Source organism: Nonomuraea roseola, assembly GCF_039535395.1.
Classification (GTDB): Bacteria; Actinomycetota; Actinomycetes; order Streptosporangiales; family Streptosporangiaceae; genus Nonomuraea; species Nonomuraea roseola.
Genome location: NZ_BAAAXC010000015.1, coordinates 2,428,916 through 2,449,721, shown reverse-complemented (window position 1 = coordinate 2,449,721; position 20,806 = coordinate 2,428,916). Strand labels below are relative to the sequence as shown.

17 protein-coding genes are annotated in these 20,806 nt (G+C 70.1%); 11 read left to right on the top strand and 6 right to left on the bottom strand.

Annotated elements, in window-relative coordinates; translation table 11 throughout:
- The first annotated feature begins 67 nt into the window (after window positions 1–67).
- Complete coding sequence (locus ABFX55_RS34775) at window positions 68–568, top strand: TadE family type IV pilus minor pilin (RefSeq protein WP_346126979.1); 501 nt, start codon at window positions 68–70, stop codon at window positions 566–568.
- The gene (locus ABFX55_RS50035) at window positions 534–1,100 is read left to right on the top strand and encodes an Rv3654c family TadE-like protein (RefSeq protein WP_428834777.1); all 567 of its coding nucleotides are present in this window, start codon (window positions 534–536) and stop codon (window positions 1,098–1,100) included. Before ABFX55_RS34775 ends, ABFX55_RS50035 begins: the two co-directional genes overlap by 35 nt.
- Window positions 1,101–1,361: 261 nt before the next feature.
- On the opposite strand, the gene ABFX55_RS34770 is transcribed toward ABFX55_RS50035, so the two are convergent.
- Window positions 1,362–2,045, bottom strand: coding sequence for a GAP family protein (locus tag ABFX55_RS34770; RefSeq protein ID WP_346126977.1), 684 nt, complete (start codon window positions 2,043–2,045; stop codon window positions 1,362–1,364).
- A 155-nt stretch (window positions 2,046–2,200) separates the two neighbouring features.
- On the opposite strand from ABFX55_RS34770, the gene ABFX55_RS34765 reads away from it, so the two are divergent.
- Entirely contained in the window at window positions 2,201–3,043 is an 843-nt protein-coding gene (locus ABFX55_RS34765; RefSeq protein WP_346126976.1) for a TIGR02569 family protein, read from the top strand.
- Between the two features lie 506 nt (window positions 3,044–3,549).
- Window positions 3,550–5,199: a hypothetical protein gene (locus tag ABFX55_RS34760; RefSeq protein ID WP_346126975.1), complete on the top strand. Its 1,650-nt coding sequence runs from the start codon at window positions 3,550–3,552 to the stop codon at window positions 5,197–5,199.
- Between the two features lie 755 nt (window positions 5,200–5,954).
- Here ABFX55_RS34760 and ABFX55_RS34755 read toward each other — a convergent pair.
- The gene (locus ABFX55_RS34755) at window positions 5,955–8,237 is read right to left on the bottom strand and encodes a DEAD/DEAH box helicase (RefSeq protein ID WP_379479013.1); all 2,283 of its coding nucleotides are present in this window, start codon (window positions 8,235–8,237) and stop codon (window positions 5,955–5,957) included.
- A 398-nt stretch (window positions 8,238–8,635) separates the two neighbouring features.
- Here ABFX55_RS34755 and ABFX55_RS34750 point away from each other — a divergent pair, with 398 nt between their 5' ends.
- From ABFX55_RS34750 to ABFX55_RS34730, 5 genes are all read left to right on the top strand, one after another.
- Window positions 8,636–8,986, top strand: coding sequence for an STAS domain-containing protein (locus ABFX55_RS34750; RefSeq protein ID WP_183652283.1), 351 nt, complete (start codon window positions 8,636–8,638; stop codon window positions 8,984–8,986).
- 2 nt (window positions 8,987–8,988) lie between these two features.
- Window positions 8,989–9,417, top strand: a complete 429-nt coding sequence (locus ABFX55_RS34745; protein WP_183652280.1) for an ATP-binding protein — start codon at window positions 8,989–8,991, stop codon at window positions 9,415–9,417.
- A 447-nt stretch (window positions 9,418–9,864) separates the two neighbouring features.
- Window positions 9,865–12,174 (top strand): sodium-translocating pyrophosphatase, encoded by a 2,310-nt coding sequence (locus tag ABFX55_RS34740; RefSeq protein WP_346126971.1) that lies wholly within the window; start codon window positions 9,865–9,867, stop codon window positions 12,172–12,174.
- Between the two features lie 742 nt (window positions 12,175–12,916).
- Complete coding sequence (locus ABFX55_RS34735; RefSeq protein ID WP_346126969.1) at window positions 12,917–13,384, top strand: SixA phosphatase family protein; 468 nt, start codon at window positions 12,917–12,919, stop codon at window positions 13,382–13,384.
- 132 nt (window positions 13,385–13,516) lie between these two features.
- Window positions 13,517–15,544: an FUSC family protein gene (locus ABFX55_RS34730; protein ID WP_346126967.1), complete on the top strand. Its 2,028-nt coding sequence runs from the start codon at window positions 13,517–13,519 to the stop codon at window positions 15,542–15,544.
- Here ABFX55_RS34730 and serB read toward each other — a convergent pair.
- Window positions 15,534–16,748, bottom strand: coding sequence for a phosphoserine phosphatase SerB (serB, locus tag ABFX55_RS34725; protein WP_346126966.1), 1,215 nt, complete (start codon window positions 16,746–16,748; stop codon window positions 15,534–15,536). The genes ABFX55_RS34730 and serB overlap by 11 nt on opposite strands.
- A gap of 103 nt (window positions 16,749–16,851) precedes the next feature.
- On the opposite strand from serB, the gene ABFX55_RS34720 reads away from it, so the two are divergent.
- Window positions 16,852–17,538, top strand: a complete 687-nt coding sequence (locus tag ABFX55_RS34720; protein ID WP_346126964.1) for a GNAT family N-acetyltransferase — start codon at window positions 16,852–16,854, stop codon at window positions 17,536–17,538.
- Entirely contained in the window at window positions 17,535–18,410 is an 876-nt protein-coding gene (locus ABFX55_RS34715) for a lysophospholipid acyltransferase family protein (protein ID WP_346126962.1), read from the top strand. Before ABFX55_RS34720 ends, ABFX55_RS34715 begins: the two co-directional genes overlap by 4 nt.
- 67 nt (window positions 18,411–18,477) lie before the next feature.
- Here the strand turns inward: ABFX55_RS34715 and ABFX55_RS34710 are convergent, their stop codons facing one another.
- The 3 genes from ABFX55_RS34710 to ABFX55_RS34700 form a co-directional block, all read right to left on the bottom strand.
- Entirely contained in the window at window positions 18,478–19,023 is a 546-nt protein-coding gene (locus ABFX55_RS34710) for a hypothetical protein (protein ID WP_346126960.1), read from the bottom strand.
- 116 nt (window positions 19,024–19,139) lie between these two features.
- Entirely contained in the window at window positions 19,140–20,141 is a 1,002-nt protein-coding gene (locus ABFX55_RS34705; protein ID WP_346126958.1) for an S-adenosylmethionine:tRNA ribosyltransferase-isomerase, read from the bottom strand.
- Window positions 20,138–20,794, bottom strand: a complete 657-nt coding sequence (locus ABFX55_RS34700; RefSeq protein WP_346126956.1) for an SDR family NAD(P)-dependent oxidoreductase — start codon at window positions 20,792–20,794, stop codon at window positions 20,138–20,140. The genes ABFX55_RS34705 and ABFX55_RS34700 overlap by 4 nt, the downstream gene beginning before the upstream one ends.
- Window positions 20,795–20,806: the final 12 nt, after the last annotated feature.

Here is a 20,806-nt window from a genome sequence, read left to right as displayed (position 1 = left end):
CGGCCTCCTAGACCACAGCCCGGCTGCGAGACCGCTGCTTGTGCAGCCCTGAGACGACGCGTCCCCTATGACGAAACGGTCGCATGATCACATGGCACTCCCGCCAGAAGCCTCGAAGCCGCGTTCGCCTGCGCGCCCACGCCCCAAGGGGACGCGGGCTTCGAGAGGCTCGGTCACGGCAGAGACCGCCGCCGTGCTGCCCGCCCTCATGGTCGTACTCGCTGCGGCTTTGTGGGCGGTCACGGTGGTCAACGCCCATCTCCGGTGCGTGGACGCCGCACGTGCAGGCGCCCGAGCCGCCGCCCGAGGCGAACCCATCGCCAAGGTCCAAGAGCTCACCAGAACGGTTGCCCCGCCAGGCGCCCAGGTGGACGTCAGGCGAGGAGCAGACATGACCCGCGTCCAGGTGACCACTCACATCAAGCCCTCATGGGCCTCCGCCTTACCGCCCATCGAAGTCAAAGCCGCAGCCAGCTCCGTCACCGAACCCGGCACCCTCGCGCCCCCAGGCGTCTCCTCGCCCCTCGACCTCGATGCAGCCCAACCCCCAACGCCCCACAGCCCGTAGCACCACCTCCCACTGCGCTGCCTGCGTCTTGAAAGTCGCCAACCTTCCTGATCTTGACCAGCTGCCAAGAGGCGCCCACCTATCAGGGCGGCTCACTTCACCTCTCGAAAGTTGGACGTCGATGAACCTGAAGGCCCACCCTCAGCGGGGCCCCATGGCAGCGGACAGAGGCTCGGCAACGCTGTGGTGCGTGGCACTCTCGGGATTGCTGCTGGCGATCGCGACGACCTTCGCGATCGTCGGAGCGGCACGAGTCGCGCATCACCGTGCGCAGAGCGCCGCGGACCTCAGCGTCCTCGTCGCCGCACGATGGGCCCTCGCCGCTCCCACGGAGGCGTGCGCACGGGCATCCCGTCTGGCGGCTGAGAACGGTGCCCAGCTCGTCCGCTGCACCCTCACCGATGCCGTGGCTGACCTCACGGTCTCTGTCGGCCTCTCACTCCCCGCCCTCGGCGATCGAGTGGTTCTCGCCCGCGCCCGAGCCGGACCGGCCCATGGCAACCCAGATGTTCCGCAAGAGCCAGTGCCGTAGTGAGTCCTATCGGAGGCGTGGCTCTCGACGGGTTGCCGAGACCGAGAGTCTTGCTGAGCTTCACCCATCGGACGTAGAAGCTCGCTCACTGGCGTCGGATGGAGAAGCTCAGCCACCGACATGGCTCGGCCACCCATGTGGGTGGAGAGGCTCGGCCACTCGCATTGGACGGAGAGGCTCACTGACATGGCTCGGGCACTCATTTCGGGTGGAGGGGCTGGTGACTCGCATCGGGTGGAGAAGTTCGGCTGTGGCTGTCGTTTACAGGAAGAACAGGTAGGCCGCGGCATCGCGGGCCAGGAGGAAGCCGACGATGCCAAAAGCCCAGCTCACAGCCGATGCCGAGTGCTTGCTCATCCATGCCCGCAGCCGTTCCAGCTTCGGCTCCAGCCAGCCTCTGGCGACGGTTCGCAGGCCGAGCAGTACGAGGGGAGGCATGATCATGATGGCGACATAGGCCGCGAGCAGAGGGAGCCACTGCGCCGTGGACAGGTTCGACGTGGTCATGATGCCGATCGCGGCGAGGTAGGGAACCATCGTCGCGACCTCGAGCAGCCCGGCGGTCAGCCCCAGCAGCACCATCACCCGCGGGCCGCCCAGGCGGGGCTCGAAACGTCGCTCTGGCTTGCCGAGCTTCTGTCTCCGCTTGGGGTCGAAGCGGAAGCTCAGCGCGAACAGCCCCACGCCGAGCGCGAGCTGGACCCAGTAGGCGGTACGGCTGTGCAGGAGCTCGCCGAAGTTCTCCATCAGCGTGGACAACCCCAGCATGAGCGCGACACCGACGAGGAAGTAGAAGATCGCCACGGTCGCGAGATAGATGAGGAACCGGGACACCTGCGACCGCTCGGAAGAGAGCAGGAGGTAGATGGGGATTCCGAGGGTGCCGAAGCTCGTGCTGTCGACTACCGCGAGGGCGGCGAGGGTGAGCAGCAAGCCGATTGTCATGATTCCAGCCTGCTGGCAGGGAGCAGGCCCTGCCTCCTTCTGCAGATCCAACCCGGCGTACATCTTTGTGCGCATCCGGGTGAGCCCCAGCGGATCTCGGCGGCCCGGACGGCGCCGCCGCGCAGGTGTCGTGAGGTGGGTGGAAATGAGGTGCGGTGGGTCTGACGGGTGAGCAGGATGGCGGCGTGAATGTGGTGTTGCCGCCTCAGTCCGTGCTCGACGCCTTCGGCGTTGCAGGGACACCCGTGCCGCTTCCCGGTGGGGAGGGACGGAGCGTTCGGGTGGGCGGGGCTGTCTTCAAGCCTGTGGACGACCCTGAGGAAGCCGAATGGTGTGCGAGCGTCATGGCCGGGTTTCAAGGGGACGGGGTGCGGGTGCCGCGTCCGCTGCGGTCCGAGCTGGGTGGGTTTGTGGTGGACGGCTGGGCGGCCGCCGAGTTCGTTGAGGGCAAGCCTGGTCCTTGCGGGCGGTGGCCGGAGGTGCTCGCGGCCTGTAAGGGCTTTCACGAGGCCCTTGGCGGGGTCGAGAGGCCGGGTTTTCTGGAGCGGCGTACGCATCCGTGGGCGGTGTCCGACCGTGTGGCGTGGGGTGCGGCGACGATGGTCGAGCCGATGCCCGGACTGGGTGGGTTGTTGGACAGGTTGATCGCGCTGAGACGTCCGCTGCACGCACGATGTCAGGTGATTCATGGGGATCTTGCGGGAAACGTACTGTTCGCGGATGGCGCCGACCCTGTGGTGATCGATTTCTCGCCCTACTGGCGGCCCCCGGCGTACGGCGAGGCGGTCGCGGTGGTGGACGGGCTGCTGTGGTGGGAGGCGGGGCGGGACGTCGTCGAGCTGGCCGGCCGAGGAGACGACTTCGCCCAGCTGCTCGTGCGTGCGCTCATCTTCAGGTCGGTCACGTTGGACGAGCTCTGTCGCCGGGAGGGGCGGGAGATTCCCCCGGCGGAGGCGGAACGGTTCACCGCGGTGGCCGACCTGATCGCGGCGTTGTGAGCCCGCTGCCACATCACGCGACGGCTGGAGGTGTTGAGAGGCGCCAAGGGGGCGGGTGTCGAGACTGGCGGCTCAGGAGGGAGCTGTACGACGGGCTCGGCGCCACGCTGCCAGCGTCAGATGACGATCGACGAGGCGCGTCTCGCGGGCGGCTCAGGGAGGGGCGCCGGCGGTTGATCGGTATGGACTTCCCGCGCTGCTCGATGGTCGCCGGCGCGAGGGATGGAGTGGCGCCCGTGGGGCTTGTGGGGCTAGGTCGCAATCGAGTCACGACTTCTTGGACTGCGTGTCCAAGAGTAGGAAATCTCACATAAGGTCGCGCTTACTTCGGTCCATGCCGTCTGGTGTGGAGGTCTGGGATACTGCGGGCCTTTGTCGCTAGGCTGCACGACACCGTCGAGGTCGACGGGTCGGATTCGAGGAACTGGCACTTCCGGTCGCCGTGCGGTCGCTCGTCGGGGGCGAGGGGTCGGGCGGTGCGAGGCTCTCGATGAAGGGGAAGCGTCGTGACGGCAGTTCGCAGGCTGATGGCCGCAGGCGTGGTGATGCCGATCGTGATCGGGGTCGCGGTGTTCGGCGTGGCGACCCCGGCGCATGCGCGAGCGGATATCGACATGCCGGCGCGGGTGACCACCAACGCGCCGGTCACGATCCAGGGCACGGTCGACTTCGCGTTCGACGCCATTCTCTACGTCGACGGCGCCGAGGTCGCGAAGGGCAACCAGCGCGTCACCTACACATGGAACCCCGCCGAGCACGCCAACGGCAGCTACCAGGTACGGCTGGTCCAGAAGGGCAAGCTGCTCGGCTCGAAGTGGGACGAGAGCACCTCGACGCTGCGCCAGGCCATCCCCGCCGAGCCGCCCTCGGGCGTGTCCGCCGCGCTGCAGGGCGGGGACAAGATCTTGGTGACGTGGAGCAAGGGTTCGGAGCCCGATCTGCAGTCGTACGAGATCTCGACCAGCCAGTCGGGTTCGGTCGGTCAGGTGTCGGCGGGTAGCGCCTGCTCGGGCGGCTCCTGCAAGGCGACGCTCGCCGTACCGGCCAAGGCCGCGGGGCAGCAGGTCGGCTTCACGGTCAAGGCGTTCAGGAGCGACGGTGAGGGCGGGATGCTCGGCTCGGGCAACTCGGACGTCGCCTACGTGAAGGTCCCAGCCCCGCCTCCCGCGGCCACGCAGCCCAAGGCGGCGCAGAGCAAGCAGCCGCAGGGACAGACCGCCGCCACCCAGAAGAAGGTGGAGCCGCTGCCGTCGATACCGCCGAAGAAGCGGGTCACCCCGACGGTCAAGCCGCCGCAGTCCGCGCCGAAGAGCGTGGGCAAGCTCCCCGCTCTCCCCGAGTCGGCGACGGACGACAACGGCGAGTACCGCCTGCCCAAGGCCAAGCCGGGCACGGACACAGGGACAGGGTCGGAGACGAAGAAGTCCGACGACGAGGCGCTCGTTCCCTCGGGCGACGACGATTCCGGCAAGGACGACACGAAGGACGACACGGCCGAGGCCGTCGACACCAGCGTCAAGGCGCAGTCGTCGGAGTCGCCGATCGGCAACATCGGGCAGTACGGCATCTACGTCGCGGGCGGGCTCCTCCTGCTGTTGCTGGCGGCGCACGGCGGGGCATGGGCGCGCAGGCGCGCGCTCGCCACAGCGGGCGGTACGGCAGGGCCCACCTCGCCCTCCCCGCAGGAAGCGCCGCAGCCTGGCGACAGCATCCCGCCCACGGCCGCCGCGCCTCGCCGTCCCGCCGTGGTGCTGGCCGTGGCGAAGACGCGCAAGCCCCAGCCCCAGCCCCCGTCTCAGCCCCCGTCTCAGCCGCACGTCCCCGAGCAGGTCGCCCCTGAGGCAGCGGGTGTGCGCCTGCCGATGTACATGAGCGCGCAGGATGTCGCCGAGGCCCCCGTACGGCCGGAGCCGATCAGGCTCGCGCTGCCCAGCTCGGCGGTGACCACGGTGGCGCCCGATCCCGGTCCCACGCCCGTACGGCCGGCGGCGGTAAGGATCGAGGACCGCTGGGACGACTACCTGCCACCCGCCCCGCGCTCCATGGAGGACAGCGGGTTCTGGGAGCGGCCCCAGCCGGGCGCGGGGGACTTCTGGGCCTCCGACGATGACGACGCCGCCTACGTGGGACGGCGGCACCTGGGCGGCGAGAGCTGACGCTCTCCCCCCAGCGGCTCGGGGAGGGCACGCCCACCTCTCGGGGCGCGGCGAGCGGGTCTCCTCCGGCGTGCCAGACGGGCCAGATGGGACGGCGGCGCCTGGGACAGCGAGAGCCGGCCTCTTCCGTGGCAGAAGACTCGAACGCCGGAACGCCGGAACGCCGGCCGGAACGCCGGAACGCCGGCCGGAACGCCGGAAGGTTGGGAAGGCGGGAGTCGGAGTCTAAGCCTCCAAGAGCGTGTAACCCGGAGAGTCGAAACCGCTGCAGGGAGCAGAAACCCCAGGACGTGGAACTCCGGAGGAGCGGGGATGCCATGGGACCTCGGAGGGGCTGGGACCCCCGAGGGCTCTGGAGGGGCCGGAAACCTCTGAGGAGGCTATTCCGAACTGGAGCGCCCTGGAGGGTCGTAAGTCCCGACGACGTGGAGCCCCGGAGATTCCAGGGACCCTCAGTGGGGCCGGGACCCTGGAGGACGTGGGTTCCGGAGGAGGGGAGATTGCAGGGACCCTCAGAGGTTCGGGACCCCCGAGGAAGCGGGTTCCGGAGGAGCGTGAGGTCCCAGGCGCTCTCTGAGGATCGGGCCTGGCACAGGCTCTGGATTTTGGGGCCGGAGTCCCTGAGGAGCGGGACTCCGAAACTGGAGCGCCCTGGAGGGTCGTAAGCCCCGGGGACATGAGGTTTCGGAGGAGCGGGGAAGCCAAGGACCCCGAAGGCCGGGCTTTCGCAGGGCCGGGGCCGAGGAGGCGCGGTTCTAGGCGACGCGTACCGGGGCGAGCAGGGTGTCGAGGAGGCGGATGGCGCCTGCCTTGTCGAGGGGCTCGTTGCCGTTGCCGCACTTGGGTGACTGGATGCACGAAGGGCAGCCGCGCTCGCACTCGCACGACGCGATGGCCTCCCTGGTGGCGGTGAGCCAGTCTGTGGCGCGTGCGTAGCCGCGCTCGGCGAATCCCGCCCCGCCCTCGTGCCCGTCGTAGACGAAGACCGTCAGCAGCCCCGTGTCGGCGTGGAGCTCGGTGGAGACGCCGCCGATGTCCCAGCGGTCGCAGGTGGCGAACAGGGGGAGCAGGCCGATGGAGGCGTGCTCGGCGGCGTGCGCGGCCCCGCCGAGGTCGATGCCGTCCTCGGCGAGGGCTGCGACCTCGGAGGCCGGGAGCGTCCACCAGACCGCGCGGGTGCGCAGTGTGCGCGGGGGCAGGTCGAGGGGCTCGTCGCCGAGCATCTCCCCGGTCTGGACACGGCGCTTGAGGTAGGAGACGACCTGGCGCGTGACCTCGACCTCGCCGAAGGTGAGGCAGGCCGTACCGAGCTGGTGGGAACGGATCGAGGACAGCACGGAGATCTCCGTGACATCCCTGGCGAAGGTGCTGTAGTCGGGCTCGGAGGCGGAGACGAGAGCGACGCCCGCCTCCAGGTCGAGCAGCTCGACGAGGAAGGTCTCGCCCTGGTGCAGGTAGACGGCGCCGGTGTGGACGGTGGTGTGCGCGGAAGGCTCGTCGACCGTGCCGAGCAGGCGTCCCGTGGCCGACTCGACGACCTGGACGGGCGCGCCGCCCGAGCCGCGGATGTCGGCCAGGTCGGTGGCGCGCTCGCGGCGGGTCCAGAAGTAGCCGGTCGGACGGCGGCGCAGCATGCCCTGCTCGACGAGGTCGTCGGCGAGCGCCTGGGCGGTGGGGCCGAACAGGGGCAGGTCGTCGTCGGCGAGCGGGATCTCGGCGGCGGCCGCGCAGAGGTGCGGGCCGAGGACGTAGGGGTTGTCGGGGTCGAGCACGATCGCCTCCACCGGACGTCCGAACAGCGCCTCCGGATGGTGGACGAGGTAGGTGTCGAGGGGGTCGTCGCGGGCGACGAGGACGGCGAGGGCGTCCTTGCCCGAGCGGCCCGCCCTGCCCGCCTGCTGCCAGAGGGAGGCCCTGGTGCCCGGCCATCCGGCGATGAGGACGGCGTCGAGGCCGGAGACGTCGACGCCGAGTTCCAGGGCGTTGGTGGTGGCCAGGCCGAGCAGTTCGCCGCTGCGGAGCGACCTCTCCAGATGTCTGCGGTCCTCGGAGAGGTATCCGGCCCGGTAGGCGGCCACCCTGCTGGGGAGATCGGCCAGGGCGACGGACCCGCTCGACTCTTTCGGAAGGTCGAGAGCGTTATCCGGTGATTCCAGCGAGGACGGGCGGGTCAGCGTCTCGGAGGGGCCGAGAGGTTCCTGGATGGCGGGCGTCTCCGCGCGGGGAGAGGGGAGGGTCTGCGAAGGTTCGTGCGGCTTCGGGTTCGACCGTGAGTCCAGGTGAGGGAAGTGGCGGGGCAGGCTGAAGGCGACGTCCTCCAGCCTGGCCCGCGCCGTCAGCGCCACCGTCTCCGCCCCCCGCCTGGACCGGACGAACGCCAGCGTTCGCACCTCCGCCAGCACCAGGTCAGCCAGCAGATCCGCCGTCTCGGCCGTGGCCGTGCGCCGCAGAGGAGCCCCGCCCTCGCCCCGCAGATCCGTGAGGGGAGGCTCCCAAAGCGCGAAGGTGGTAGAACCCTTGGGAGAGGCGTCCGAGGTCACCTCGTCCATCTCAAGCCCGGTCAGCCGCGTGCCGAACGCCGCGGGCTCGCTGGCCGTGGCCGAGGCGAGCACGAAGACCGGCGCCGCGCCGTACCGCGAGCAGACCCTGCGCAGCCGCCGCAGGATCTGGGCGACGTGGGAGCCGAAGACCCCGCGGTAGCCGTGGCACTCGTCCACGACCACGATCCGCAGCCGCCTGAAGAACGACGACCAGCGCGCGTGCTGGGGGAGCAGGGCGCGGTGCAGCATGTCGGGGTTGGTCAGGACGTAGTTGGCGTGTTGCCGCACCCAGGCGCGCTCCTCGAAGGGCGTGTCGCCGTCGAAGGTGGCCGCCCGCACCTGGGTGATGCGCAGCTCACGCAGTCCGCGCAGCTGGTCGGCGGCCAGCGCCTTGGTCGGTGTGAGATAGAGGACGGTGCCGCCCTCTAGGGCGGAGGTGACGGCGGGAACGAGGTAGGCGAGCGACTTCCCCGACGCCGTGCCTGTGGAAATGATCACGTTTCGGCCACGTCTGGCCAGTTCTGCCGCTTCGTATTGGTGCGACCACAGTCCGGAGATTCCTCGGTTCGCCAAGCGCGTAATCAGAAGCTCGCTGACCCAGTCCGGCCATCGCACTTGACCCGCCTGACGTGCGGGAACATGCTCCACATGGGTCACGCGCTCATGGCGTGCGGGAACGCCGAGCAGGTGCTGGAGGAGTGGACCGACTCGGTGCGGGGAGGAAGCGGAGGAACTCACTGGTTTCCAGTCTGACATCCATGGGCAAAGTGGCCGGGAATCGTGATTTCGTATAGACACAAGCAGCGACCGTGGTTGAATGCCGCGCGTCGGGGTCGGGCAGTTCCAGACTGCCAGGCTCGCAAGGGTACTTTCGCAGGCGAGGCGCTGGAGGATCTGTGGATCTGAAGTTGGATCACCACCAGGACGATCGACTCACCATCGTTGAGGTCGAGGGTGAGATTGATGTCTACACCGCGCCTAGGTTGCGTGAGCTTCTGATCGACCTGGTCAACAAGGGTAGCTACCACCTTCTCGTCAACATGGAGAAGGTCGACTTCCTCGACTCGACCGGTCTGGGCGTACTGGTCGGCGGGCTCAAGAGGGTCCGCGCGCACGACGGCTCCCTCGAGCTGGTGTGCACGCAGGAGCGCATTCTGAAGATCTTCCGGATCACCGGACTGACCAAGGTCTTCGGGATCTACGCTTCGGTCGACGAGGCCAAGGAAGCTCACGGCCGAGACAAGTAGTCATGGCTACCGTCGAGCTGACGTTCAGCGCTCTCCCCGCGCACGTGCGCACGGCGCGGCTGGTCGCCACGGCGATCGCGCGGCGCACCGGCGTGGAGGAGTCGCTCCTGGACGAGGTCAGGCTCGCAGTCGGTGAGGCTTGCTCCCGGGCGGTCGAGGCGCATCGCGCCCACTGCCCGGGGGAGCCGATCCGCATCGAGCTCAAGGACGATTCGGGGCGGTTCGAGGTCACGGTCAGCGACCTGGCTCCGAGTGACGAGATCAAACAGGAACAGCCCCTCGATCTGGGGGCGCTGTCCGACTCCTTCATGTCGGGCTTCGGAATAGCGGTGATCGCCGGCCTGGCCGACGACGTCGAGGTGTTCCCCAGCCCCAAGGGCATGCGCATCCGCATGAGCTGGCCGGCCGCTCCCAACGGCCACGTCATCTAGCCGCTCCCGCGGGTCCACACCCACCATCACGTACGGCAAGCGCACCCGGCCCCACCCGATGCGCTGGGCCGGCGTCTCTCCAGGGAGACGCCCCTCCAGCGCGCGGGGCCGGGCGCCGTCACGCGCGAGACGATTGGATCGATCCGAGTTTCGGTCCATCAATAAAGCGCACAAGGCGGTGCCCGAAACTTAGGGGAAATTCTTCCCTGTCAATACCAAATCGGCCCACTGTCAGGGACTTAGTGGACACGCCGATAATTGCCCACCCTCAGAGCCTTCATATCCGCGGAACCCCTGCGTAGACTCCCGGCACCGGCCAAGGTGATCCGGCACAACAGCGGGACTCAACCGGAAGCGGCAGCCCATAACCCGGACGCCGCTGGCACCGCCCGCCGAACATCGCAGCGCCGTCCGGGCAGGACGTACCCGTCTTGCCGAGGAGAACGGATGTCTAGGCTCTATCTGGCCGCCGAGCCAGCCTCTGCGCTGTCCCTGAGCGGAAGCAATCTCACCATCGTGGTCGTGGTCGCGGCCGTGGCCCTCATCGCGCTGGCCGTGGCCGGTGGTCTCGTGCGCGAGGTCCTTGCCGCCGACCAGGGCACCGAACGCATGCAGAACATCGCGCGCGCCGTACAGGAAGGCGCGGCGGCGTATCTCACCCGTCAATTCAGGACTCTCGCGATATTCGTGATCCTGATCCCTATCGTGCTGTGGTTCCTTCCAGGAACGACCGATGTGAAGATCGGGCGTTCTCTCTTCTTCGTCGTCGGCGCGGGTTTCTCCGCGTTGACCGGTTTCATGGGCATGTGGCTTGCCGTACGCGGAAATGTCCGCGTGGCCGCCGCGGCCCGTACGGCAGGTGAGAAGAAGGCGATGCGCATCGCCTTCCGCACCGGTGGTGTGGCAGGCATGTTCACCGTCGGCCTCGGCCTGCTGGGCGCGGCGGTCGTCGTCCTGCTCTACCAGGGCGACGCGCCGGGCGTGCTCGAGGGCTTCGGCTTCGGCGCGGCTCTGCTCGCGATGTTCATGCGAGTGGGCGGCGGCATCTTCACCAAGGCCGCCGACGTCGGCGCCGACCTGGTCGGAAAGGTCGAGCAGGGCATCCCGGAGGATGACCCGCGCAACCCCGCCACCATCGCCGACAACGTGGGCGACAACGTCGGCGACTGCGCCGGCATGGCGGCCGACCTGTTCGAGTCCTACGCGGTCATGCTGGTGGCCAGCCTCATCCTGGGCAAGGTCGCCTTCGGCGAGCAGGGGCTCATCTTCCCGCTCATCGTTCCCATGATCGGTGTTCTCACCGCCATCATCGGCATCTTCATCACCGGTCTGCGCGACAAGGACCGCAACGGCATGGCGGCCATCAACCGCAGCTTCTTCATCTCGGCCGCGATCTCCGCGGTCCTGGTGGCGGGCGCGGCGTTCTGGTACCTGCCCGCCACCTTCGGCGAGCTGTCGGGCGCGGTCGTGCAGTCCGACGCCAACCCGCGGATCATCGCGATCGGGGCGGTGCTGATCGGCCTGGTGCTGGCCAGCGCGATCCAGATCCTCACCGGCTACTTCACCGAGACCACCAGGCGCCCGGTGAAGGAGATCGGCGAGAGCTCTCTCACCGGTCCCGCGACCGTCATCCTGGCCGGCATCAGCGTCGGCCTCGAGTCGGCGGTCTACTCGGCGCTGATCATCGGTGGGGCGGTCTACGGCGCGTTCCTGCTCGGCTTCGGGAACGTGACGATCGCGCTGTTCGCTGTCGCACTGGCGGGCACCGGCCTGCTGACCACCGTCGGTGTCATCGTCTCCATGGACACCTTCGGCCCCGTCTCCGACAACGCGCAGGGCATCGCGGAGATGTCAGGCGACGTCGACGGCGAGGGCGCCAGGGTTCTGACGAGCCTCGACGCGGTCGGCAACACCACCAAGGCCATCACCAAGGGCATCGCGATCGCCACGGCCGTGCTGGCGGCGACCGCGCTGTTCGGCGCCTTCCGCACCTCGGTCGAGGCCGAACTGGCGGCGGCCAGTCAGTCGGTGAAGGACGCGCTGGGCGCGTTCAGCACCTTCAACTTGGGCGTCGACCAGCCGAACGTGCTCGTCGGCCTGATCATCGGCGCCGCGGTGGTGTTCCTGTTCTCCGGCCTGGCGATCATGGCGGTCGGCAGGGCGGCCATGCGCGTGGTGTTCGAGGTCCGCGACCAGTTCCGCAGGAACCCGGGCATCATGGACGGCACCGTCAAGCCCGAGTACGGCCGCGTGGTCGACATCTGCACCCGCGACTCGCTGCGCGAGCTGGCCACTCCAGGCCTGCTCGCGGTCATGACGCCGATCGCGGTCGGGTTCGCCCTGGGATACGCGCCGCTGGGCGCCTTCCTGGCGGGCGCGATCGCCTGCGGCACCCTGATGGCCGTCTTCCTCGCCAACTCCGGTGGCGCGTGGGACAACGCCAAGAAGCTGGTCGAGGACGGTCACCACGGCGGCAAGGGCTCCGAGGCCCACGCCGCCACGGTCATCGGCGACACCGTGGGTGACCCGTTCAAGGACACCGCCGGCCCTGCCATCAACCCGCTGATCAAGGTGATGAACCTGGTCGCGCTGCTCATCGCGCCCGCCGTGGTGGTCTACGCGAGCAACGCCCCGGTCCGCATCGGCATCACCGCCGTCGCGGTGGGCGTCGTGGTCGTCGCGATCGTCATCTCCAAGCGTCGCTCGGTGAGCATCACGCCCGCCGAGGACAGGGAGCACGCGCCGGTCGCACCCTGACCGGTACCCGCACCACGTGACGGCCCGCGCCACTCCGGCGCGGGCCGTTCGCGCGCCAGGGCGAATCCCCCGAAATCGGAGAGCATCTCGAAGCGCGGGATCCTGTCCTCAGAAGCGAAGGCCCTTCGAATCAACAGGGTCCTTTGACGCGGAGGGTTCTCCGATACGCAGGGGTCTCCGATACGCAGGGGTCTCCGACGGGCGGGGTCTCCGATACGCGGGGTTCTTCGACGCGCAGGGTTCTCCGATGTGGAGGGTTCTTCGATGCGCGGGGTTCTTCGACGCGCGGGATCCTCCGATGTGGAGGGTTCTTCGAAGTGCGGGGTTGTCCGATGCGCAGGGCCCTTCGAAACGCAGGATCCTTCGAAACGCGGGGTTCTCGGAGAGGGCGGCTTCTCGAAGGCGCCGGTGGTGACCGGGTTCACCGGCCGTGGCGGTCCCCCTGCACGTCGGTCCATCGTGAAACCGAGGCTGGTGGTCCCCGCGCGGCGGTGGTTCCGTAAGGGGCTCAGGGTGGTGCTGTTAAAGGCCGGGAGCGGTCTTCAGGGGTTGGCTGTGTGTCGACTGTCGGAAACGTCGCCCGCGAAGGAGCCCGGTGGGTCCTGATGGGAGACTGGACGGCATGGGAGAGCAGCCTCAAAACTCCGGCGCCAAGACGCTGGTGATCATCTTGGTGGCCATGCTGGCGATCCTCGGGCTGATCGCCGGACTGGCCATCTGGGCGTCGAGCGGAGGCTGAGCGATGCGCACGCTGATCGTGCTGCGGCACGCCAAAGCCGCCCATGTCCCCGGCCTCGCCGACAAGGAGCGTCCCCTCACCGACAGGGGAGAGCGCGACGCGGTCCGCGTGGGCGAGGAGATCAAGGCGCTCGGGCTCGCCCCGGAGCTGGTCCTGTGCTCGCCGGCGCGACGCACCACCAGGACGGCCGAGCTGGCCTTCCCCACCGTGGAGACCAGCTACGAGCGCGACATCTACGAGGCCTACCCCGAAGAGCTCTACGAGCTGGTCCGCAGGCTCGACCCCGACGTGGAGACGCTCGTGCTGTGCGGGCACAACCCCGGTGTGCAGGAGCTGGCGCTCAGCCTGGTGGGCGGCGAGCTGTCCTTCCGTCCTGGCGCGTTCGCGGTGGTGGAGGTCGACTCTCCCTGGGTAGACCTCTGGCCAGGGGAGGGACGCCTGGTCACGCACTGGGATCCCAAAGGAGCGTAGGAGCTCGGGCGGAGAGAGCGAGGGACGAAGCCGACGTAGCCCGAGCGGACGCGACCATGGGACCCGCGCGTAGGGGCTCAGGCGGGCGCGGCCATCGGCACGGTATGTAGCAGCTGAACCGGGGGGATTCAGATGCGAGGGGCTTTCGCCGCGCTGCGCGACGGCTTCTCGCTGCCGGCCAGGCCGCCGTGGTCCTACGGCGTGCTGTGCGGCACGGCCGTGGCGCTCCCGCTCGGGCTCGGCGCGCTGGCAGGAGCCCCGCACGTGGGCGCGATCGTCGCCCTGGGCGCCTACTACACGGCGTTCGGCGACACGTACGGCCAGCCGTACGGAGAGCGGGCCAAGACGCTGTTCCGCGCCGTCCCGCTGGTGATGCTGGGCTTCTGGGTGGGCGCGGTGCTGGCGCTGAGCCCGTGGGTCGCGGTGGCGGGCATCGGGCTCGTGGCGGCCATGGGCGCGCAGTGGAAGGTGATCGGGACCCCGCCGGTGCTCGCCGCGATCTCGGGGTTCTACGCGGGGCTGCCGCCCGGGTTCGGGCCCGCGCTGCAGATGGGGCTCGGCGGGGTGCTGTTCTGCGCGCTGGCCCTCGCGCTGTGGCCGTTCCGCCGGCTTCACCCGCTCAGGCGGGCGCTGTCGGAGGCCGCGGCGGCCATGGCCGCCATGCTGGACGGCCTCGCCGTACCGGAGGAGGAGTGGACGGAACTGCGCGAGGAGGGGTCACGGGCGCTCGAAGCGGCGACCACCGCCATCGCGGCCTTCAACAGCTCGGAGGAGAGCGACCGCTCGCCCGACAGGTACGCCGACACGCTGGCCAGGATCTTCCACGAGAGCGTCGCTCTGCGCTCCCTGCGCGCGCAGACGATCGAGGCGGGGGTCCAGCAGCAGGGGCTCGACGAGGCGGTCGGCAAGCTGTCCACGGCGCTGCGCGAGTCGGCGGAGCAGGAGAGCGTCGTCGCGGTGCCCGGCGCGCTGGCCGCGGTGGCCGACTTCGCCGAGCGCGTGACGGCCTTGCGCGGTCAGGCCTCACCCGTGCAGATGGCGCTGCTCGGCCAGGTGCGCAGGTGCATGGACAGGATCGCGGTCGCGGTGCGGTCGGTGGCGCTGCGGTCGTCCGAGGGGGTGCGGGTGCCTGCCAGGCTGCCGCAGCTGACCTGGCGGACGCCCTCGTTCGAGGGCGGCGTCGCGCACGCGGCGCGGGTCGGCATCGCCGTGGCCGTCTCGATGGCGCTGCTGGTCAACGTGCACGATCACTTCGGCAGGTGGATGGTCTTCACGGTGCTCATCGGCCTGCGCCCCACCTACGGCGACACGTTCGACAGAGTGGTGCTCAGGGTGGCGGGCACCATCGTCGGCTCCACTGCGGCCGCGTTCCTGCTGGCGGCGGTGCCGGGGCGGGGCACGCTGGTGGCGGTCGTGTGGATCTTCGCGACGCTGGGTTTCGCGCTGCGCGAGGTCAGCTACGCCTACTGGTCCACCTTCGCCACGCCGCTCGCGCTCATGCTGATGGATTTCTCCATCCAGCTGAACTGGAACGCGGCGGGCGCCAGGGTGGCGCTCACCGTGGCGGGCGGGGTGCTCGCGGTGCTGGCCGCGCGGCTGCTGTGGCCGAGAGGCGAGGCGGGCAAGGTGTGCGATCTGGTGGTCGACCTGCTGCGCGAGCACGCGCGCATGGTGCGGACGCTCGTGGACCGCGACCTCGACAGCCTGCCCGACCGTACGGAGGTGGCCGGCCAGGCGGCGGAGAAGCTGTCGGAGTCGCTCGACACGCTGGAGAAGGAGCCCGGGGGTCAGGCGCCCGAGGAGCTGAGGCAGGCCGTCACCGACGCCCGCAGGCTGCGCGACGACACGATCCTGCTGGCGGCCGTCATGCGGGGGGCTCCCGAGGGGACGGACGCGACCGTGGCCATCCTCGACGCCGTGGCCGACAGGATGGAGGCGGTGGCCGAGGCCGTCAGTCAGGACAAGGCGCCGCCGGAGGCCGACGAGCTCGACGCCGGCCTGGCCGACATGGCCAGCCGCGTCGACACGCTCGTGGAGGAGGCCGAAGGCGGGCAGACGACCTCGGTCAGGCGCGAGCTGCGGCACGCGGTCGCCGCGCATCCCGCGCTGCGCACGCTGACCGCCGACGCGCTGCGCCTGACGGATGACGTCACGCGATGAAGGAGTCCTCGGCGTCCGCGGCCTCGATCTCGTCTCGGGAGATGCCGAGCAGATAGAGGATCGAGTCGAGGTAGGGGGTGTTGACGGCGGTGTCGGCGGCCTGCCGTACGACGGGTTTGGCGTTGAAGGCCACGCCCAGGCCCGCGGTGGCGATCATGTCGAGGTCGTTGGCGCCGTCGCCGATGGCGACGGTCTGGCTGATGGGGATGCCCGCCTCGCGGGCGAACCGCTCGAGGGCGCGGGCCTTGCCCGGACGGTCGACGATCTCGCCGACGACCCTGCCGGTCAGCTTGCCGTCGACGACCTCCAGGGTGTTGGCGGCCGAGTAGTCGATGCCGAGGTCGGTCACCAGGGCGTCGGTGATCTGGGTGAAGCCGCCGCTGACGATCGCGAACTTGTAGTCGAGGCGCTTGAGCGTGCGCACCAGCGTGCGGGCGCCGGGGGTGAGCACGACCTCGTCGCGGACCTTCGCGAAGATCTCCTGCGGGAGGCCCTCCAGCAGCTTGACCCTGCGGCGCAGCGACTCGGCGAAGTCGAGCTCGCCGCGCATGGCCTCCTCGGTGACCTTGGCCACCTCGTCGAGACAGCCGGCGTGGGCCGCGAGCAGCTCGATGACCTCGCCCTGGATCAGCGTGGAGTCGACGTCCATGACGATCAGGCGCTTGGCCCTGCGCGACAGGCCGGTGCGCTGCACGGCCACGTCGACCTGCTGGGCGGCCGCCTCGGCGGCCAGCTCCACCCTCAGCGCGTCGGGGTCCGCGCCGGAGACCGACAGCTCGATGCAGGTCACGGGCCACTGGGCGATGCGGTCGATGCGGTCGATGTTCGCTCCGGCCGCGGCGATGCGCCCGGCGATCCCGCCGATCGCGGCGGGCGACAGGGCGGTGCCCAGCACGCTCACGGACAGGCGTCCGCGGCGGCGCTTCTCCTTGGTCATGGAGCCGGTGGCGAGGTCGACCTCCATGCCGAGGTCTTCGGCCACCCGCTCGACGGCGGTCCACAGGGCGCCGATCGTGCCTCCGGTGCCCGTGGAGGGGCCTCCGGTGTAGGCGACGAGGACGCCGAGCGTGAGGCGGCCGCGGATGACGACCTGCTCGATGTCGGCCACGGTCACGGGGAAGGTCGCCAGCACGGAGAAGAGCCGCGAGGTGACGCCAGGGCGGTCAGGCCCGGTGAAGGTGATCAGGAGCGTGCGCTGGTCCACACCGGTCACGCTACTGGCACCGGCACGGTGGTCGGCGTCGAGGTTCACCATTCGGACGACTGACCTTGGGCGTGTGGCCATCATGGGCTGCCTTCATAGGACCATGCACCGCTACACCGTGGGACTGGCCCGCACGCCCGCCGATCTGCAGGCCGCCCAGCGCCTGCGCTACCGCGTGTTCGCCGAGGAGCTCGGCGCGCGGCTCGACTCGCCCGTCACGGGACTCGACGCCGACTCCTTCGACGCCTACTGCGACCACCTGCTCGTCCGCGCGGGCGACGAGGTGGTCGGCACCTACCGGCTGCTGCCTCCAGGGCGCAAGGACCGACTCTACTCCGACACCGAGTTCGACGCCTCGGCGCTCGATCCCCTCCGCCCCGATCTCGTCGAGGTGGGCAGGTCGTGCGTGCATCCCGACCACCGCAGGGGCGCGGTCATCGGGCTGATGTGGGCGGGCATCGCCAGGTACATGAGCGAGGGCGGGTACGGCTGGCTGGCGGGCTGCTGCTCGGTGCCCCTGGCCGACGCCGCGCACATCGTGGAGCGGGTGCCGTTCGGGCCGGCGGAGTACCGCGTCAAGCCCCTGGCCCCGTGGGTGGACCTCGAACCGGCTCCCTCCCACGCTTTCGTGATGCCGCCGCTGTTGCGCGGCTACCTCAGGCTGGGCGCGTGGATCTGCGGCGAGCCCGCCCATGACGCGGCCTTCGGCTGCGCCGACTTCCTGGTGCTGCTGTCGATGGCCCAGGTCGACCGGCGCTACCTGCGTCACTTCCTCGGGGCGTCGGCATGAGCCCGTGGTTCCCCTCCTCGCCCTGCACCACCGCCCGGTGCGTGGACGTGCCCATGCGCGCGGCGGGCCCGCTCCGCAGGGCGCTGCGCGCGCTGGCCGCCGTGCTGGTGGTGCTGGCGGGCGTCCTCGTGGCCCGTCTGACCTGGGGTACGGCACGGCGGCGCGTCACGGCGCTGTGGTCAAGGGCGCTGCTCAGGGCGCTCGGGGTCAGGGTGGAGGTGCGGCAGGGGTTCGCGTTCTTCGCGGGCGCCGCAGGCGCCGCCTCTTCGGGAGCCCCCGGCCCCGGCGCGCCAGAGCCCGAGGCGCGGCTGGTCGTCGCCAACCACATCTCCTGGCTCGACCCGCTGGTGGTCGCCGCCACGATGCCGTGCAGGCTGGTGGCCAAGCGCGAGGTCGGTTCGTGGCCGGTCGTGCGCGGCCTGGCCGGCGGAGCCGGGGCGCTTCCCATCGCCCGTGACTCGCTGCACGGGCTGCCGGGCGCGGTGGCGAGCATCGCCGACGTCCTGCGGTCGGGTGAGAGCGTCGCCGCCTTCCCCGAGGGCACGACCTGGTGCGGCCGCGGCAGCGGGACCTTCAAGCCCGCCGTGTTCCAGGCCGCGCTGGACGCGGGTGCGCGCGTCACTCCGGTCGCCCTGGTCTACAGGGAGTCCTCGGGACCCCGCACCACCGCCCCCGCGTACGTCGGGGACGACACGCTCGTGGCGTCCCTTCTCAGGGTGATCGCGGTGCGGCGGCTGGTGGTCGAGGTCACCGTGCTGCCCCCGGTCACCGCCTCGAGCCGCAGGGAGCTCGCCGACCTGGCCGAGGCGGCGGTCGCCTCCGCCACCGGCCGTCTTCCCGCGCTCCGCCCGGCCCTCGTCACCTCCGCGTGAACAGGGGGCGAGACGGCGAAGCGCCCGCTCTCGTCACCGCGAGAGCGGGCGCCTCAAGAAGTCCGCGTCAGCGAACGACCTTCGTGGAGGCCTGCTTGACGAAGCCGAAGCCCGGGACGCCGAGCCTGTCGAGCTCCTCCTTGCTGAGGTTCTCCATGCCGGTCTGGACGTTGTAGGACACGACGCCGAGGATGGCCTTCTGCGTTCCCTTGGCGCTCTTGGTCAGCCGCGCGTCGAAGATCATGGCGACGGACTCGCCCTTCTTCACCGTGGCGGGCAGCACGCAGAACAGGTCACGCTTGATCAGCTCGCACTGGGTGCCTTCGACGCTGGTCCTGTAGCTGATCTTCTTCAGGTCGACGCCCTTGGGGAAGAGCCCGCCGACGAACCAGGTGCCTCCGGTCGCCTCGTGGGGGCCGGTGTTGACCGCCGTGATCGAGTAGCGCACCTTGCCGCCGGCCTTGGCCTTCTTGGTGGCGGTGAGCTTGACGTCGAAGACGGAGAAGGGGTCTTCGGCGCTCTTCACGGCCGCCGCGGCGACCGGCGCGGCCGGTGCGGCGGAGACCGGGGCGGCACTGAAGACCAGGGCGCCCGCCACCGGGGCAGCGAGCATGAAAGAAGCGATGCGGCGCATTCACGTCTCCGATGAGGAAGGGGAGCGAGGATGCCCAAAGTAATGAGCCCCCGTTTTAAGACCGGAGCTTTTTATCACGTTTGACCAGGAAAGATCTACCTTTTATTGGAAATGAGGAGATGCGAGTCGCCGAATTCATGCCATAGGTAGCCCTCTCGCAACGCCGCGTCATAGGACCTCGCCACCGTTCTCTCGCCCGCGATGGCCGTGAGCATCATCAGGTGGCTGGAGCGCGGCTCGTGCAGTCCCGTGATGATCCCGGTGACCGCCTTCACCCCTGGAGCGGGCGTCACGATGTGCGTGGTCCAGCCCGAGGCGGCACGTACCTGGCCCTCGGCGTCCACCGCCGTCTCCAGTGCGCGGACGACGGTCGTGCCCGAGGCGACGACCCTGCCGCCCTCCGAGCGGGTGAGGTTGACCAGCCGGGCGGTCGCCTCGGGGACGGCGAAGCGCTCCGCGTAGGGAGGCTCGTCCTTCTCGGGGGAGGCGACCCCTGTGTGCAGGGTGATCGGCGCGATCCTGATGCCGCGGGAGACCAGCTCGGTCACCAGCGAGGCGGTGAAGGGCCGTCCCGCGCTCGGCATCTCCGCGCTGCCGCGCACCGTGGCGAACACCGTCTGGTAGTCGGCCAGCGGCCAGTCACGGTCGACGTAGGAGTAGCGGATCGGCACGCCGTACCTCATCAGGTAGCTCTCCACGTCGCGGTCGAGAGAGGCTCGCCACAGGCGCGGCGTCTCCCTCGACAGCAGCCGCAGCGTCGCGCCTCCCGGCAGGGGCAGCCACTCGCCCTCGGCGCCGCCCGCGTACGGCTCCAGCGTCGGACGGCGTAGCTCCACCAGCCAGGTGCCGTCCTCGCGGGCGGTGGAGAAGTGGACCGACAGCCTGTCGAGCCTGACGGCGGCGGGCAGGGTGGCGGAGTTGTTGACCACGATCAGGTCGCCGGGGGACAGCAGCGAGGGCAGGTCCGCGAAGGTGCGGTGGAGGTCGCTCTCGGCGTCGGACACCAGCAGCCGTACGGCGTCGCGGGCCACGCCCCTCGCCTCGGGTGGCTCGTGCGCCGAGAGCGAGTCCGGCAGCACGAACGTGCTCACGGTCATTGCAGGCTCACCCGCCCGCTCGCGGGGCGGCTCCTGATGAGGTCGTGCAGTGCCGTGGCGACGGCGGCGGGGTCGGTCGCCTCCGCGGCCTCGGCGGCGCCCACCGCGTCGGCGAGCATGCGGGTGTTCATCTCACCCGGATCGACCCACCAGACCGCCACGTCGGGCTCCTCGGCGGCCAGGACGTTCGACAGCTGGTCCAGGGCGGCCTTCGTCGCGCCGTACCCACCCCAGCCCTCGTAGGCGCCGGTGGCGGCGTCCGAGGTGATGTTGACCACCGCGCCTCGTCGGCGGCGGAGCGCGGGCAGGGTCTCCTGCGTCAGCGCGAGCGGCGCGGTCACGTTGGTCGCGAGCAGGGCGGCGAAGGTGTCGAGCGGGTAGTCGGCCAGCGGCGGCAGCGGCGTGGTGCCCAGGTCGCTGGCGTTGTTGACCAGCAGGTCCAGCTCGGGCGCCGCGCGGGCCAGCCTGGCCCGGTGCGCGGGGTCCGCCACGTCACCCGCGATGGCCGTGGCGCCGAGTTCGGCCGCGGCCTTCTCCAGCTCGTCGGCGCCCCTGGCCGTCAGGACGAGCTCCCAGCCCGCGCCTGACAGCGATCGGGCCAATGCCAGGCCCAGTCCACGGGAGGCGCCGGTGATGAGTGCGGTGTTCGTCATGGCTCGACGGTA

Bases quoted from the DNA above. Each gene is read 5' to 3' on its own strand.
- ABFX55_RS34720 (WP_346126964.1), top strand. From the start codon at position 16,852: ATGCACCGCTACACCGTGGGACTGGCCCGCACGCCCGCCGATCTGCAG.
- ABFX55_RS34745 (WP_183652280.1), top strand. From the start codon at position 8,989: ATGGCTACCGTCGAGCTGACGTTCAGCGCTCTCCCCGCGCACGTGCGC.
- ABFX55_RS34770 (WP_346126977.1), bottom strand. From the start codon at position 2,045: ATGACAATCGGCTTGCTGCTCACCCTCGCCGCCCTCGCGGTAGTCGAC.
- ABFX55_RS34700 (WP_346126956.1), bottom strand. From the start codon at position 20,794: ATGACGAACACCGCACTCATCACCGGCGCCTCCCGTGGACTGGGCCTG.
- ABFX55_RS50035 (WP_428834777.1), top strand. From the start codon at position 534: ATGCAGCCCAACCCCCAACGCCCCACAGCCCGTAGCACCACCTCCCAC.
- ABFX55_RS34730 (WP_346126967.1), top strand. From the start codon at position 13,517: ATGCGAGGGGCTTTCGCCGCGCTGCGCGACGGCTTCTCGCTGCCGGCC.
- ABFX55_RS34710 (WP_346126960.1), bottom strand. From the start codon at position 19,023: ATGCTCGCTGCCCCGGTGGCGGGCGCCCTGGTCTTCAGTGCCGCCCCG.
- ABFX55_RS34705 (WP_346126958.1), bottom strand. From the start codon at position 20,141: ATGACCGTGAGCACGTTCGTGCTGCCGGACTCGCTCTCGGCGCACGAG.
- ABFX55_RS34775 (WP_346126979.1), top strand. From the start codon at position 68: ATGACGAAACGGTCGCATGATCACATGGCACTCCCGCCAGAAGCCTCG.
- ABFX55_RS34715 (WP_346126962.1), top strand. From the start codon at position 17,535: ATGAGCCCGTGGTTCCCCTCCTCGCCCTGCACCACCGCCCGGTGCGTG.
- ABFX55_RS34735 (WP_346126969.1), top strand. From the start codon at position 12,917: ATGCGCACGCTGATCGTGCTGCGGCACGCCAAAGCCGCCCATGTCCCC.
- ABFX55_RS34740 (WP_346126971.1), top strand. From the start codon at position 9,865: ATGTCTAGGCTCTATCTGGCCGCCGAGCCAGCCTCTGCGCTGTCCCTG.